Here is a 12,977-nt window from a genome sequence, read left to right as displayed (position 1 = left end):
CGCCCCGCTTCGGGGCTGTTGACGATGCCCCGGCGAGAGCTCGGCGGGAGCCCCGTCGGCCGATCCGCCCCCGCGGCTACGGCCGGCCTGTCCGTGGCGACGGCCGAATTCCACGCGGGAGCGTCGTGGGCTGCGACGGTGCCTGAGGAGACGATCGACATCCCTGACCTCGCCGGACAGACCTGGCTCATCACCGGCGCGACGAGCGGGGTCGGGTTGGAGACGGCCAGGGCGGCGTCCCGGGCGGGAGCGCGGGTGATCCTCGCCGTCCGTGACACCGAGCGCGGGCGGCAGGTGGCGGCGCGGTTGCCCGGTGAAACCCGGGTGGTGGAGGTCGACCTCGCCTCGCTCGAGAGCGTCCGTCGGGCGGCGGGCGAGCTGACCGGCGTCGGTGGTGGCGACGCGGAAGGGCGGGTCGGCGGGCAGATCGGCGGGCAGATCGGCAGGGTGGCCGGCGAGAAAGCCGACGGGGAGGTCGAGCAGATCGACGTGCTGGTCAACAACGCCGGCGCCATAAGCCCGCGCCGGTGCGAGACCGCCGACGGGTTCGAGATGCTTCTCGGCGTCAACGTGCTGGGCCCGTTCCTGCTGACGAACCTGCTGTTGCCGCTGGTGCGGCGACGGGTGGTGATCGTCGCGTCCAACGCGCACAAGAGTGGATCCTTCGATGTCGATGACCCGCATTGTCGCCGTCGACGGTGGACCCCCGCCGCGGCCTACGCCCAGTCCAAGTTCGGCGACATGCTGTGGGGCTTGGCGCTGGACCAGCGGCTGCGGGACGGGAGGGCCGAGGCGGCGGCGGCGGGGGTGGACGTGCAGCTCACCCACCCCGGCTGGGCGGCCACGGGGATCTCGAACGCCACCGGCAACGCGGCGATCGACCGGGTGGTGACCGGCGTCTGTTCGATCTTCGCCCAGCCCGCCGCGCAGGCCGCGCTCACGACGATGTTCGCCGCGACCCGTCCGCTGCCGCCGTGCAGCTACACCGGGCCGGACGCGATGCGGCACCTGCGGGGGATGCCGACGCTCATCGGCCGCAGCGCCGAGGCGTCGGACCCGGCGATCGCGGAGCGCTTCTGGGAGTTCGCCGCGGCGGAGACGGCGACGGACTGAGGCCGCCGCGGGCAGCCCGCGGGCTCGTCCGAGGGTTAGTGCAACCGAGGGGTTGCACTACGGCTCTGCGCGTGCCAACTTGGAAGCACAGGTGCACCCCGCGACCCAGCATCCACCGAGCGGAACGCACCGTGAGGGAAGGAAGCCCGATGAGCGAGAACCGAACGGCCGGAACCAGCCCCGCCGCTACGACCGATGACGTGCCGGACGAGATCGTCCGCAGCATCCGCATCGACGCCGAGGCGCAGACCGTGTGGGGCATCATCTCGGAACCGGGGTGGTTCATCAACGACGGCGAGTGGACCGAGCACGAGATCACCACCGAGGGGGACGTCTCGCGCGTGGTGGACCCGGTGCACGGCGAGTTCAGCATCCGCACCGTCGAGCTGGACCCGCCCCGCCGGGCGGTGTTCCGCTGGCTGGGCGGGCAGGTCGGCAGCGTCGACGAGTTCCCGTCCAACACGATCGAGTTCACGGTCGAGCCGCAGGGTTCCGGCGTGGTGCTCACGGTGCGGGAGACCGGATTCGCCGGCCTGAGCAGCGACGCAGTGGTGCGCCGCCAGCGGTTCGAGGATAACTCCGCCGGGTGGGCGACCGAACTCGACCTCGCCCGGCGCCGGGCGGAGGATCGGGCGTGAGCGACGCCCCCACCGACTCCCGCGCGGCCGAGGGGGAGGGGCTGTCGGACCTGCTCGCGCCCGAGGCGGACGGCGTCTTCGCCGCTCTCGCCGACCGGACCCGCCGCCGCATCCTCGTCCGGTTGGCCGATCGGCCGGACGACGCCGGCGCGGTGGCCGCCGACCTCGGGATCAGCAGGCAGGCGGTGGCCAAACACCTGCGAATACTGGTGGACTCCGGGCTCGTCATCGCGAGCCCACAGCAGCGACGGCAGGTTCATGCGGTCCGGCCCGATCGGATCCGCGAGATCTCCGATCTGCTCGGCGCGGTGTCCCGGGGTTGGGATCGCAGGCTCGCCCTGGTCAAGGAGCACGCGGAACACGCCGAACACGCCGAGCGCGCCGAGCCCGCTGAGTGACCGCCGGTCAGGTGAGGTGGTCGAACTCGCCGTCAACCCAGGCGGCGTAGCGTTCCGCCGAGCGCTGGACGGCACCGCGGGCGTCCTGCGGCACGCAGCCCCCGAAGTTGCTGTAGATGCGGTCGAAGTCGTAACGCGAGACGTGGTCGGCGATCCGGCGGACGACGGCGCCGGACAGCGGCATCCAGTTGGGGAACGAGCGCATGAAGGTCACCCACCCCGGATCCGCGACCGAACCGATCGTGTCACCGGTGAACAACACGCCGCGACCGTCGGGGGCGGTCCAGTGCACCACCACGCTGCCCGGGAAATGCCCGCCGGGCTGGGACGCGCGCACGCCCGGCACGATCTCGATCTCGCCGCCGTCCGCCGGGTCCGCGGCGTGGCCCCCGCCCCACACCACCGTGTTGCCCGGCCGCAGGCCCAGCCACTTCTCGTCCGGCGCGGAGACGTAGACCGGGCAGTCGTCGAACGCCGACGACCACAGTGATTGCACCCCGTACATGTGCGGATGCGAGGCGATGATCGCGGCGAGGCCGCCCCACCCGCGCACCGCGGCGACCGCCTCGTCGCTGATGTAGTTCGGCGCCTCGACCAGCACATTGCCGTGCTCGGTGCGGATGAGCGCCGGCTTCTGCCCGATGCCGGGGGAGTTGATCTGCACGAGGTTGATGACGTCGGTCTCGCGCTCGGCGAACTCGATCGACGCGCCACGGGCCCGGGACTCCTCCGGGTCGGTCCACCGCTGCCCACCGGACGGCACGTACTGGCGCTCGTCCGCGCAGATCGGGCACACCTCCGGTAGCGGCTGCGCGCGCTCGACCCCGCAGGTCGCGCACTGGGTCACCGAGCCCACGGGTGCGCCGCCCGCGTCCGCACCGCGACCGGGGCTCACGGCATGTCCCCCTCGATGTCGACGGCATGCCAGTCGTCGCCTATCTGCAGCTCGAGCGACCCGTCGACGGGGATCTTCTCGGACTGGCTGGAGACGGCGGACTCAAGTGCCTCCTGGGCGTTGTCGAAGTCGCCGAGGTCGATCGTCTGGTCGGGGGTGTGGAGGCGGTAGTGGGGCATGCCACGATTGTTCCTGCCGTACGCCCGGGTCGCATCCGACCGACAGGCCGGTGGCCCCCGCCGTCGACAGGAGACCGACGACCACCGATGACCGACGCGCGACGGTCCCGGCTGCCCGGCGGGTCTTCCCCGGTGCGCGTCCGCGGCGCACACTGGACAGACCGCCGCCGCAGCGAGAGGGCACACCATGTCGTCGTCATCCTCCCCGTCCCACGACCCACGCGACGCCGCGCCGGCCGACCCGCCGCCCGGGTACCCCGACCTCGGGCCCGAGCCGGTGGAGGGGGTGCGGCTGCTGCGCGCACCGGCCGTGCCGACCGCCGTCGTCCGCGCCACCGGCGTGCCCATGGCCACGATCGCCGGGTTCTTCGATTCGGCCTTCGGCACGGCCTTTCCTGCCCTGTTCGCCGCCGGCGTCACCCCGGCCGGGCCGGCGTTCGCGCTCTACACGCGCACCACCGAGGAACCCGAACCCGCCGCGGACCTGGAGATCGGGTTCCCCCTCGCGCGTCCGCTGCCCGAGCTGCACCCCGACGAGCCGACCGAGATCGACGGGATGCAGGTCATCGCGTCCGAGCTCCCGGCCGGGGATGTGGCGGTGACCAGTCATCTCGGCTCCTACGACGGGCTCGGGCAGGCCTGGGGCGAGTTCATGGGCGCGATCGGCGCGATGGGGCGCGCGCCGGGCAGCCCGTTCTGGGAGGTCTACGTGACCGAGCCGAGCCCCGACATGGACCCGGCCACCCTGCGGACCGACCTGTTCTGCCCCGCCCCCACCCCGGACGACGCCGCCTGACCCGGGTTCATCGCCCGTCGCCCCCCGCCCGTCGCCCGTCGCCGAGCAGAGGATTTCGCCTGTATCTCTCGAGAAGCAGTGCGCGAATTCCTCTTCTCGGCGAGCGCTCACAGGCCATCGCCGCCCAGCGCCGTCGCTGCGGGCGACGGGCCGGGCGGCAGGGTAGGCCGCGCCGCTACATGTCCTCCAGCGACCGACCGTTTGTCTCCGGGATGAACTTCGCCACGAACAGCAGCGACAGCAGCGCGGAGACCGCGTAGAAGCCATAGGTGAACGTCAGGCTGAACTCGGCCATCGGCGGGAACGCGGTGGACACGGCGAAGTTCGCCAGCCACTGCGCGGCGGCCGCCAGGCCGAGGGCCGCGGAGCGGATGCGGTTGTTGAACATCTCGCCGAGCAGCACCCACACGGCCGGGCCCCACGACATGCCGAAGAACACGACGAACCCGTTCGCGGCGATGAGCGCGATCAGCCCCTGGGTGTCGGCGAGCTGCGGGGCGAGTTCGCCGTCCGGGCCCGGTCCCATGGTGGCGGTGCTGAACATCAGCGCCATCACGGCCAGCGAGATCGTCATGCCCACGGACCCGGTGATGAGGAGCTTGCGGCGGCCGATCTTGTCGATGAGTGCGATCGCCACGATCGTCACCACGATGTTCGTCACGGACGTGATGACCGTCTGGGTGAGCGCGTCCTCCTCGGTGAAGCCGACCGACTGCCACAGCGAGGTGGAGTAGTAGAAGATCACGTTGATGCCCACGGCCTGCTGGAAGACCGACAGGATGATGCCGATCCACACGATGGGCAGCAGGTTGACCCCGCCCGGCTTGACCAGGTCGCGCCACGAGCGCTTGCGGTCGTCGCGGACCGTCGCGCGGATCTCCCTGATCCGGGAGTCGACACCGCCCTGCTGAATGGAGCGGAGGACCTCGCGAGCCCGGTCGACCATGCCCTTGCCCACCAGGTAGCGCGGTGATTCCGGGATGGTGAGCGCGAGCACGCCGTAGGTCACGGCGGGGATCACCTCCGCCCAGAACATCCACCGCCACGCCTCGGCGCCGAACCACAGTTCCTCGATCGCGCCGCCCGCGATGCCGGCCAGCCAGGCGTCGGAGAGCAGTGCGACGAAGATGCCGGAGACGATCGCGAGCTGCTGCAGCGATCCCAGCCGACCGCGGATCGCCGGTGGGGCGACCTCGGCGATGTAGGCCGGTGCGATGACGGACGCCGCGCCCACCCCGAGCCCGCCGACCAGCCGCCAGATGATGAGGTCGACGGGGCCGAAGGCGAACCCGGTCCCCAGGGCGCTCGCGGTGAACAGCACCGACGCGAGGATCATCACGCGGGTGCGACCCCAGTGGTCGGCCAGACGACCGGCGACGTAAGCGCCGACCATGCACCCGAGCAGGGCGGAGGACACGGCGAAGCCGGTCAGCCCGGCGTTCATCTCGAAGGTCTCCTGCACGGCGTCCACGGCACCGTTGATCACCGCGGTGTCGAAGCCGAACAGGAAGCCGCCCAACGCTGCGACCAGGGAGATGAGCACCACCCGGCCGGTGTTGAACGTCTCCTCCTCGGCGGGTGTGGGTGAGGTCTGCTGCGTGGACATGACGTACCCCGCTCTGTTGTCCGACGCACCTGCTCCAGGTGGTGAAGGGAGCGTAGGCACGCGGTGCAAGTGACGCAAGCGATAAAGGAAACCGTTGTTCCGCCCGGCCCGCCCCCGCGGGACGAGAACACGTTCTAGGCTCGGGGTCACCTCGTCGTCGTCACCGAAAGGGCCACCGCCTTGAGCGCCTCACCCGAACAGATCCGTTCCACCGCCGACTCCTACATCGCTGCACTGACCGCCGGCGACCTCGAGGCCGTGATGGACCTCTACGCCGAGGGCGCCACCGTCGAGGACCCGGTGGGCAATGGCACCGTCCACGAGGGCAAGGCGGCCATCCGCGAGTTCTACGCCAGCGTCGTGGCGATGAAGATCGAGGGCGAGGTGCTCGAGGCCCGCGTGTGCGGCGACGACCTGCTGTTCAACTTCGAGATCACCACGCACTTCGACGCCGACTCCAAGGCCACCATCAACGTGTGGGACCTCATGACCCACGACGAGCAGGGCAAAGTCACCTCGATGCGCGCCTACTGGACCCCGGAGAACATGCGCTGACCCCGCGCCCCTGAACCCCGCGCCGGCCGGGGTCGCCGGGGCGCGCGGACTACGCGCCGCCCTGGCTCCCGGCCCCCTGGGGCACGTTCTCCGACGGCTGCACGACCACCAGTCCCGCGCCGCCGAACGCCAACTGGAACGTCTCCCCGGACCCGCCCCGGAGCAGGGACTTCACCCCGCCCGTGTCCACCCGGATGTCCATCGTCACGCCGGCGGTCCACAGGACCACGGCCTGGGGATCGGCGAACGTCGGCGCGGAGGTCACGTCGAGCGCGACCGGCTGGCCCTTGGTGGTCACCGCCACGAACCCGGTCCCCCGCAGGGAGACGTTGAACAACCCGCCGGTCATCACGGCGCCCTTGGCGGCGATGCGGTGGATGTCCCACGCGATCCCCTCGGAGAACGCCAGCACGCTCGCACCGTTGACCGAGATCATGTCGTCCTCCAGGTAGAGGACCTGGACCTCGGAGGCCTGGTCGGCGAGGAACAGCTCACCCCGCCCGGTGCAGCGCATGAGGGGCACACCCTCCCCCGTCGCCGCCGCCTTGAACATCCTGCCGATCCCGCCGCTGCCGACGTTCTCGAACCCGACCTGCCCCTGGTAGGCGACCATCGATCCGGTCCGCGCGAGGATCGGCTGGTCGGCGAGCGTCACCTTGAGCATCTTGGAGTTCTGGAGGGCGAACGGGCGGTTCGTCTCCGTCTCGCGCGCCGACTGGAAGAGGTCCCCGTGGATCATGGCGCGAACGGTACGCCCGCTCCACTAGCCTTGGGGTCATGATCACCGCAATCGTCTTCGTCCACGCCGAGACGGCGCGGATCCCCGAGGTCGCCGGGGCCATCGCCGATATCGACGGAGTCTCCGAGGTCTACTCGGTCACCGGCACCATCGACCTCATCGTGCTGGTGCGGGCCCGGCGCAACGACGAGATCGCCGACATTGTCTCGGACCGCCTCAACAAGGTCCCCGGCGTGGTGGACACCGAGACCCACATCGCGTTCCGCACCCAGTCCAAGCACGATCTCGAGGCCGCGTTCTCGATCGGGTACGAGGACTGAACCGGGTACGGGGACCGAACCGGCTACGGGGGCCGCATCGGCTACGGGGACCGGGAGTCAGGTCGGCTGGCCGGTCATCTGCTGTATCCGGGCCAGGCGGCGGGCCCGGCGTCGGGCCCGCTGAAGCTCGGTGAGGAGCTCCCTGCCGGTCCATTGCCGCCGGTCCTCGCCGGCCGCCTCGGCCTCGTGCACCAGCTCCACCATCCGCGCGCAGGCCGGAGCCCCCAGTCCGAGCTGACCGGCCATCTTCACGACCTTGCCCTGCAGGTACTCGACCTCGGTGGGCCGGCCGCGCACGAGATCGTCCGTCATGGACGAGGTGCCGTCCGCGTCGACGCGGACCGCGGCCCGGGCGAGGCGGCGGAACAGCGGGTTGGGCAGCCGCATCACCACCGGGAGGGCGCCGGCGGGGATGGCCAGCGGCACCCGCGGCACCACCCCGGCCGCGGTGAACACGCGGTTGGCCTCCGCCTGACACAGGGCGACGCAGCGCCGCAGGTCCCGGTCCAGCAGCTCCGTGCGCAGCGGGAGTCCGGACAGCGCCTGGACGGCGTTGTTGAGGTTGAGCAGGACCTTGCCGTGGAGGACCGCCTGGATGTCGTCGGTGGGCCTCACCGGCAGCTCGGCCGCCGCCATGGTGCGGATCAGCGGGACGGCCATGGGGTGTTCGGCGAGCCGGATCACCCCGGTGGAGGTCCGCCGATAGGTGGCGGGTCCGGTGCGCGCGACATTGAACGGTATGACGCCGGGGATCACCGTGGTCCTGTCGACCAGTTCCCGGATGAGGTCCGCCGAGTGCAGACCGTTCTGCAGGCCCACGACCAGCGTGTCCGGCCGAAGGTAGGGAGAGAACTCGGCGGTGGCGGCGGCCGTCTGTCCGGCCTTGGTGCACACCAGCACGACGTCCGAGCGGCGGACGCTCTCGGGCCCGGTGGCCAGGGTGAGGGCGTCGGCGGGGATGTGGAGCCGGGCGTCCTCGCCGTCTCCGGACTCGACGGTCAGTCCCACCGCCCGGATCGGGTCGAGCACGTGGGGGCGCCCGACCAGGGTCACGTCGGCGTGGCGGGCGAGCCGGCCGCCCAGGTAGCAGCCGATCACGCCCGCGCCGATCACGGTGATCCGAAGAGGAGGGTTCGGGCTGGTCATGGTGGTGCAGAGGATACGACACGCGCGGCGGCGGGGGAGCCGTTCGACGTACCTGTCCGCCGGACGGGGGAATCAGTGCGGGCGCGGCCGCAGGACGACCTCGGTGGGGTGCGTATCCGGAGTGGACCCCAACGCCTGCCGGACGGCGGTGGCCACCGAGTCCGGGCGGAGGAAGGCGCCCGGGTCGTAGTCGCGCCCCTCGGCGGCGACGATCGCGCGCTGCATGTCGGTGTCCACGCGGCCGGGGTGGATGGACGTGACGCGCAGGTCGGGTTCCTCGCCGCGAAGGGTGTCGGTGACGGCGCGGAGGGCGAACTTGGAGGCGCTGTAGGAGCCCCAGCCCGGTTTGGCGGTGGTCCCCGCGCCGGAGTTGACGACGACGAGGTGGCCCCGTGCCGCGCGCAGCGCCGGGAGCAGTGCCCGGGTCAGCTCGACGATGGCCAGCACGTTGACCTCGAACGCCCGGCGCCACTGGCCGGCCTCGGACTCGTCGATCCGGCCGAGTTCGGCGACGCCGGCGCAGTGGACGAGGCCGTCGAGGGTGCTGATGTCGCGGGCGGCGCGCGCGACCCCGTCGCCGGTGGTGAGGTCGGCCTCCACCACCCGAGCTGAGCGGCAATCAGCGGCCACGGCCTGCAGCGCATCGACGTCCCTGCCCACGAGGACCAGGTCGTGGTGGGCGGACAGCGTGCGGGCGGTCGCCGCCCCGATCCCGCGGGAGGCGCCGGTGACGAGAACCGTGCTCATGCCCCGAGGCTAGACGGACCGGGGGGCGTCGGAGTGCTGCGGGTCGGACTGCTGAGAGTCGGGAAGGGCGTCGACATCGCCGTCGAAGGCGTCGAGGAGGGCGGTGAGGGCGGGCACCGCCGAGGAGAGCAGATCGCGGTGTTCGGGGCTCAGATAGGACATCCGCTCGGCGAAGTCCCGGTCACGATCGGCGAGGACCTGTTCGATGCGGGCCCGACCGAGGTCGGTGAGGCGGACACAGACCCCGCGTCGGTCGGAGGCGTCGGGTTCGCGCTCGACGTACCCCATGGCCTCGATGACGCTCACCGAATTGCTGGTGGTCGGTACGCGGACGTTCTCGAGTCGGGCGAGGTCCGACATCCGCAGCCTCCCGTGGCAGGCCAGGGTGTGCAGGATCGAGGTCTGCGCGCGACTCAGCGCGTACTGGGTGCTCTGCCGGCGGACAAGCAGGTCCAGGCGCAACAGGATGGGTCGGAACTTCTCGGCGAGTCCCCGCCCGGGCTCACCTTCCCGTATCGCCGGATCGCTCGTCGTCGTCTCCATGACCCTGCTCCCTCGACACCGGCTTCCGCCCCGGAAGCCTCGCGGCACCGAATCTAGGCCGAACTTCTCCCGTCATGGGGCGCCACCTCGTCCCGGGGTGGATACTGATCGCATGGGTTTGTATCACCAGATCACCGGGGCCGGCCCGACCATCGTCCTACTGCACGGCGTGTGCCACCGGGCGCACGCCTGGGATCCGGTCGTGCCGCTGCTCGCGGACCGTTTCCGCGTGGTGGTCGTGGACCTGCCCGGCCACGGCAGGTCCGCGGATCTGCCGGACACCGGCGACGTGCTCGACTACGTCGTCTCCGAGCTCGTCGGCCTCCTGGAGGAGGTCGTCCCGGCCGGGGAGCGCCCCCACATCGCCGGCAACTCCCTGGGGGGCTTCCTCGCGCTGGAGCTCGGCGCCCGCGGACTGGCGAGCAGCGTCACCGCGCTGTCGCCCGCCGGGTTCTTCCGCTCGCACGCCGAGTGGCGCTACACGGTCACCGTGTTCCGGAGTCTCCGCCGGGCGGCGGGCCGGATCGGCCGCCACACCCCGGCCCTGACCGAGCGGGCCGCCGGACGCGCGGTGATGATGGCAGTGTTCTGCGCCCGCCCGTGGCGGTACCCGGCGGAGGCCGCGGCCATCGACAGCGAGGCGATCGTGTCCAACACCGTGCTCGACCGGGCCGACCGGCGGGCGTTCGTGTTCTCCGCCCCCGTCGACGAGGATTTGCCGATCACCATCCGGTGGGGCCGGTTCGACATGGTCCTGCCGGTGCGGCAGGTCTCACTCGCCACGCGGTTGTTCCCGCAGGCGAGGGTCGAGGTCAGCGCCGACGGGCACGTGCCGATGTCCGACGACCCGGAGGGCGTCGCCGCGTCGATCGCCGCCTGCGCCGAGCGCGGCCTGGCGTACGCGCGGGCCGGCAGTCGGGTCTGACCGGCCCGCCTGCCGGCCCGGCAGCCGGGCCTGACCGACCCGACCCGCCGGCCCGGCAGTCCGCCTACCCGCCCCGGCCGTCCGCCGTCAGGAGCCGATCAGGCCCGTCGGCAGGGAGCCCGAACCGAGAGAGCCGGCGCCACCGGAGAACCCGTTGCGCCACGCGACCACGGTCGACGGCCGCGGCTGCGAGGTGCCGCCGTCGGGCCAGTGCGAGGCGGGGTTCTCGATCGACGCGCCGTCCTTCTCGCCGGGGTGCTGGACGTTGACGATCGCCCGGTTGTCGAACACCAGCGGTCCGCAGGTCTCGGCCCCGACGGGGACCGTGAGGAACAGCTTGGTCTCGCCGCGGTTCGGACCTTCGGTCGCCACCGAGTAGAGGCCGTCGTTGAAGCCGAGGGCGTTGCCGTCGGTGGACACCCACAGTCCCCCGGCCGGGTCGAAGGCGACGTTGTCCGGGCAGGAGATGGGGCTGACCTTCGACTTGTCGAAGCCGCCGAAGTACGAGTCCGCCTCGGCCGGGTCGCCACACACCAGCAGCAGGTTCCAGCCGAAGGTGGTGCCGGCGTGGTCGTCGGTGATCTCGACGACCTGACCGTGCTTGTTGTTGTGCCGCGGGTTGGCCTCGTCCACGTTCGCGGTCGTGCGGCGGGTGTTGTTGGTCAGCGCCATGTAGACCCTGCCGGTGGTCGGGCTGGGCTCGACGTCCTCGGGGCGGTCCATCTTGGTGGCGCCGACGCGGTCGCCGGCCATGCGGGTGTACACCGCGACCTGCTCCGGGGTCATGCCCGGCACGTGTGAGACGGCGTTCCCACCGGGCGCGACGGTCATCAGCGGGATCCAGGTGCCGGTGCCGTCGAACGCGCCGTCGGCGGGCAGCGCCCCGGAGCCGTCGATCTGCGCGGCGGGGGAGTTGCCGGTGAACGTCGCCACGTAGAGGGTGCCCTCGTCGAGGATCTTCATGTTCCCGGCCCGCGCGGCCGAGCCGGTCCCGGGTGTGATCCGGCGGCTGGAGACGAACTTGTAGAGGTAGTCGAAGCGCTCGTCGTCGCCGGAATAGGCGACGACGGTGCCGTCACCGGTGACGTGGACCGAGGCGCCCTCGTGCTTGAACCGGCCCATCGCGGAGTGCTTGACCGGGGTCGAGGTCGGATCCCAGGGATCCACCTCGACGACGTAACCGAAGCGGTTGACCTCGTTGGGCTCGGCGGCCGGGTCGAAGCGGGCGTCGAACTCCTCCCACCGGCGCCCCGAGCGGGAGACGGACACGCCGTAGCGGCGCAGGGCCTCGAGACGCTCCGGGTCGGTGACCGTCCCGGTGGTGCCGAAGTACTGGTTGAAGTTCTCCTCCCCGGACAGGACGGTGCCCCACGGTGTGTGCCCGCCGGCGCAGTTGTTCAGTGTGCCGAGCACGCGGGTGCCGGTCGGGTCGGCCGTGGTCCGGGTCAGGGGGCCGACGGCGGGTCCGCGCAGCTCGAACGGGGTGGTGGCGGTGATGCGCCGGTTGTAGGACCCCATGACGGGGTCGAGCCCGCCGTCGCCGGCGCGGCTGGCCAGCTCGACCACCGTCAGCCCGTGGGCCGCCCAGGCGATCTCGACCTGCTCGCGGGTCGGGGCCGAGGAATCGTACTCGCGGAACATCGAGGGCTCGGTCGTGTACTCGTGGTTGACGGTGAGCAGGAAGCGCTCGTCGCGGTCGTCCATCGGGAACATCACCGCCAGATCGCAGTTGTAGCCGTACTGCATGGCCTGCGCGGCGGCGGTCTGGTTCTCGAAGTCGAACTCCGGGGCGCCCGGCAGCACGGGGTCGCCCCACCGGATCACCACATCGCTCGAGTATCCCGCCGGGACGGTGACGGCGTCGGCGGTGTTGGGCGCGACCGGGGCGAACCCCGTGTCGATCGTGGCCCCGCCGGTGGACCCGGTGGGTCCGAGCGAGCCGGCGGCGGACGAGCCCTGCGCCGCGGCGGTCGCGGGCAGCACCTGGGTGGCGCCCACCGCCAGCGCCACGACCCCCGCGGCCTTGAGTGCACCGCGGCGGCTGATCTCGGTGGCGATATCCCCGAAGTACGGGTTGTCGGTGGTGTTGGGCACCGGTGCGGCGCACTGGTCCCCGCACTTGTAGACACAGGTCACGTGCTGTCGGTTGGAGATCCCCGGCGTCGGGGCGGTGGCGATCGGGAGCAGGCGGCGGGCGGACATTCGGGTCTCCTGGAGGCGTCAACAGTCGTAGTGGACGCATGCACGCTAGGCGCGCGGGACGACCGGGCGGCCGCGCGCGGGCCACGCCCGCGTGAACTGTGTGCGCAGTGCGGGTGAACTCCGCCCCGGGCCGCTACAGTCACCCGTGTTCGCCCTCTATCTCGGATCGTCCGGC

The 12,977-nt window shown here is 71.7% G+C and carries 15 protein-coding genes; 7 read left to right on the top strand and 8 right to left on the bottom strand.

The features are described from left to right. Positions 1–138 precede the first annotated feature (138 nt). The 3 genes from CK206_RS10670 (at position 139) to CK206_RS10660 (ending at position 2,149) form a co-directional block, all read left to right on the top strand. Positions 139–1,113, top strand: coding sequence for an SDR family NAD(P)-dependent oxidoreductase (locus CK206_RS10670; protein WP_096907403.1), 975 nt, complete (start codon positions 139–141; stop codon positions 1,111–1,113). Between the two features lie 149 nt (positions 1,114–1,262). After that, the gene (locus tag CK206_RS10665) at positions 1,263–1,751 is read left to right on the top strand and encodes an SRPBCC domain-containing protein (protein ID WP_096906384.1); all 489 of its coding nucleotides are present in this window, start codon (positions 1,263–1,265) and stop codon (positions 1,749–1,751) included. Beyond that, the gene (locus tag CK206_RS10660) at positions 1,748–2,149 is read left to right on the top strand and encodes a helix-turn-helix transcriptional regulator (RefSeq protein WP_254050548.1); all 402 of its coding nucleotides are present in this window, start codon (positions 1,748–1,750) and stop codon (positions 2,147–2,149) included. The genes CK206_RS10665 and CK206_RS10660 overlap by 4 nt, the downstream gene beginning before the upstream one ends. Positions 2,150–2,156: 7 nt before the next feature. Here the strand turns inward: CK206_RS10660 and CK206_RS10655 are convergent, their stop codons facing one another. Together CK206_RS10655 and CK206_RS10650 are read right to left on the bottom strand one after the other, a co-directional pair. Beyond that, complete coding sequence (locus CK206_RS10655) at positions 2,157–3,044, bottom strand: hydrolase (protein WP_096906383.1); 888 nt, start codon at positions 3,042–3,044, stop codon at positions 2,157–2,159. Beyond that, a complete protein-coding gene (locus CK206_RS10650; protein WP_069389860.1) occupies positions 3,041–3,223 on the bottom strand; it encodes a hypothetical protein in 183 nt (60 codons plus the stop codon). The genes CK206_RS10655 and CK206_RS10650 overlap by 4 nt, the downstream gene beginning before the upstream one ends. A gap of 187 nt (positions 3,224–3,410) precedes the next feature. Between CK206_RS10650 and CK206_RS10645 the strand changes: the two genes are divergently transcribed. Then, positions 3,411–4,019 (top strand): GyrI-like domain-containing protein, encoded by a 609-nt coding sequence (locus CK206_RS10645; protein WP_096906382.1) that lies wholly within the window; start codon positions 3,411–3,413, stop codon positions 4,017–4,019. A 175-nt stretch (positions 4,020–4,194) separates the two neighbouring features. On the opposite strand, the gene CK206_RS10640 is transcribed toward CK206_RS10645, so the two are convergent. Next, on the bottom strand, positions 4,195–5,625 hold the full coding sequence (locus tag CK206_RS10640) for a sugar porter family MFS transporter (protein WP_096906381.1): 1,431 nt from the start codon (positions 5,623–5,625) through the stop codon (positions 4,195–4,197). Positions 5,626–5,805: 180 nt separating this feature from the next. Between CK206_RS10640 and CK206_RS10635 the strand changes: the two genes are divergently transcribed. Beyond that, positions 5,806–6,180 carry an SgcJ/EcaC family oxidoreductase gene (locus CK206_RS10635; protein WP_096906380.1) on the top strand — a complete coding sequence of 125 codons (375 nt, stop codon included), beginning with the start codon at positions 5,806–5,808 and terminating at the stop codon, positions 6,178–6,180. Between the two features lie 49 nt (positions 6,181–6,229). Here CK206_RS10635 and CK206_RS10630 read toward each other — a convergent pair whose 3' ends face one another. Further along, positions 6,230–6,919 (bottom strand): AIM24 family protein, encoded by a 690-nt coding sequence (locus tag CK206_RS10630; RefSeq protein ID WP_096906379.1) that lies wholly within the window; start codon positions 6,917–6,919, stop codon positions 6,230–6,232. A 38-nt stretch (positions 6,920–6,957) separates the two neighbouring features. Between CK206_RS10630 and CK206_RS10625 the strand changes: the two genes are divergently transcribed. Then, on the top strand, positions 6,958–7,239 hold the full coding sequence (locus CK206_RS10625) for an Lrp/AsnC family transcriptional regulator (RefSeq protein ID WP_067720093.1): 282 nt from the start codon (positions 6,958–6,960) through the stop codon (positions 7,237–7,239). A 57-nt stretch (positions 7,240–7,296) separates the two neighbouring features. On the opposite strand, the gene CK206_RS10620 is transcribed toward CK206_RS10625, so the two are convergent. From CK206_RS10620 to CK206_RS20605, 3 genes are all read right to left on the bottom strand, one after another. After that, positions 7,297–8,385 (bottom strand): 2-dehydropantoate 2-reductase, encoded by a 1,089-nt coding sequence (locus CK206_RS10620; protein WP_096906378.1) that lies wholly within the window; start codon positions 8,383–8,385, stop codon positions 7,297–7,299. 72 nt (positions 8,386–8,457) lie between these two features. After that, positions 8,458–9,132, bottom strand: a complete 675-nt coding sequence (locus CK206_RS10615; RefSeq protein WP_096906377.1) for an SDR family oxidoreductase — start codon at positions 9,130–9,132, stop codon at positions 8,458–8,460. 9 nt (positions 9,133–9,141) lie between these two features. Beyond that, on the bottom strand, positions 9,142–9,675 hold the full coding sequence (locus CK206_RS20605) for a MarR family winged helix-turn-helix transcriptional regulator (protein ID WP_069389855.1): 534 nt from the start codon (positions 9,673–9,675) through the stop codon (positions 9,142–9,144). 112 nt (positions 9,676–9,787) lie between these two features. Between CK206_RS20605 and CK206_RS10605 the strand changes: the two genes are divergently transcribed. Further along, positions 9,788–10,600 (top strand): alpha/beta fold hydrolase, encoded by an 813-nt coding sequence (locus tag CK206_RS10605; protein ID WP_096906376.1) that lies wholly within the window; start codon positions 9,788–9,790, stop codon positions 10,598–10,600. Positions 10,601–10,687: 87 nt separating this feature from the next. Here CK206_RS10605 and CK206_RS10600 read toward each other — a convergent pair whose 3' ends face one another. Beyond that, positions 10,688–12,802, bottom strand: a complete 2,115-nt coding sequence (locus CK206_RS10600; protein ID WP_096906375.1) for a PhoX family phosphatase — start codon at positions 12,800–12,802, stop codon at positions 10,688–10,690. Positions 12,803–12,977 lie beyond the last annotated feature (175 nt).

Origin of the sequence: Dietzia sp. WMMA184, assembly GCF_002441635.1 — a bacterium.
Classification (GTDB): domain Bacteria; phylum Actinomycetota; class Actinomycetes; order Mycobacteriales; family Mycobacteriaceae; genus Dietzia; species Dietzia kunjamensis.
This window is presented reverse-complemented; position numbering and strand designations above follow the sequence as displayed.

Bases quoted from the DNA above. Each gene is read 5' to 3' on its own strand.
- CK206_RS10650 (WP_069389860.1), bottom strand. From the start codon at position 3,223: ATGCCCCACTACCGCCTCCACACCCCCGACCAGACGATCGACCTCGGC.
- CK206_RS10615 (WP_096906377.1), bottom strand. From the start codon at position 9,132: ATGAGCACGGTTCTCGTCACCGGCGCCTCCCGCGGGATCGGGGCGGCG.
- CK206_RS10625 (WP_067720093.1), top strand. From the start codon at position 6,958: ATGATCACCGCAATCGTCTTCGTCCACGCCGAGACGGCGCGGATCCCC.
- CK206_RS10665 (WP_096906384.1), top strand. From the start codon at position 1,263: ATGAGCGAGAACCGAACGGCCGGAACCAGCCCCGCCGCTACGACCGAT.
- CK206_RS10630 (WP_096906379.1), bottom strand. From the start codon at position 6,919: ATGATCCACGGGGACCTCTTCCAGTCGGCGCGCGAGACGGAGACGAAC.
- CK206_RS10620 (WP_096906378.1), bottom strand. From the start codon at position 8,385: ATGACCAGCCCGAACCCTCCTCTTCGGATCACCGTGATCGGCGCGGGC.
- CK206_RS20605 (WP_069389855.1), bottom strand. From the start codon at position 9,675: ATGGAGACGACGACGAGCGATCCGGCGATACGGGAAGGTGAGCCCGGG.
- CK206_RS10600 (WP_096906375.1), bottom strand. From the start codon at position 12,802: ATGTCCGCCCGCCGCCTGCTCCCGATCGCCACCGCCCCGACGCCGGGG.
- CK206_RS10605 (WP_096906376.1), top strand. From the start codon at position 9,788: ATGGGTTTGTATCACCAGATCACCGGGGCCGGCCCGACCATCGTCCTA.
- CK206_RS10645 (WP_096906382.1), top strand. From the start codon at position 3,411: ATGTCGTCGTCATCCTCCCCGTCCCACGACCCACGCGACGCCGCGCCG.
- CK206_RS10640 (WP_096906381.1), bottom strand. From the start codon at position 5,625: ATGTCCACGCAGCAGACCTCACCCACACCCGCCGAGGAGGAGACGTTC.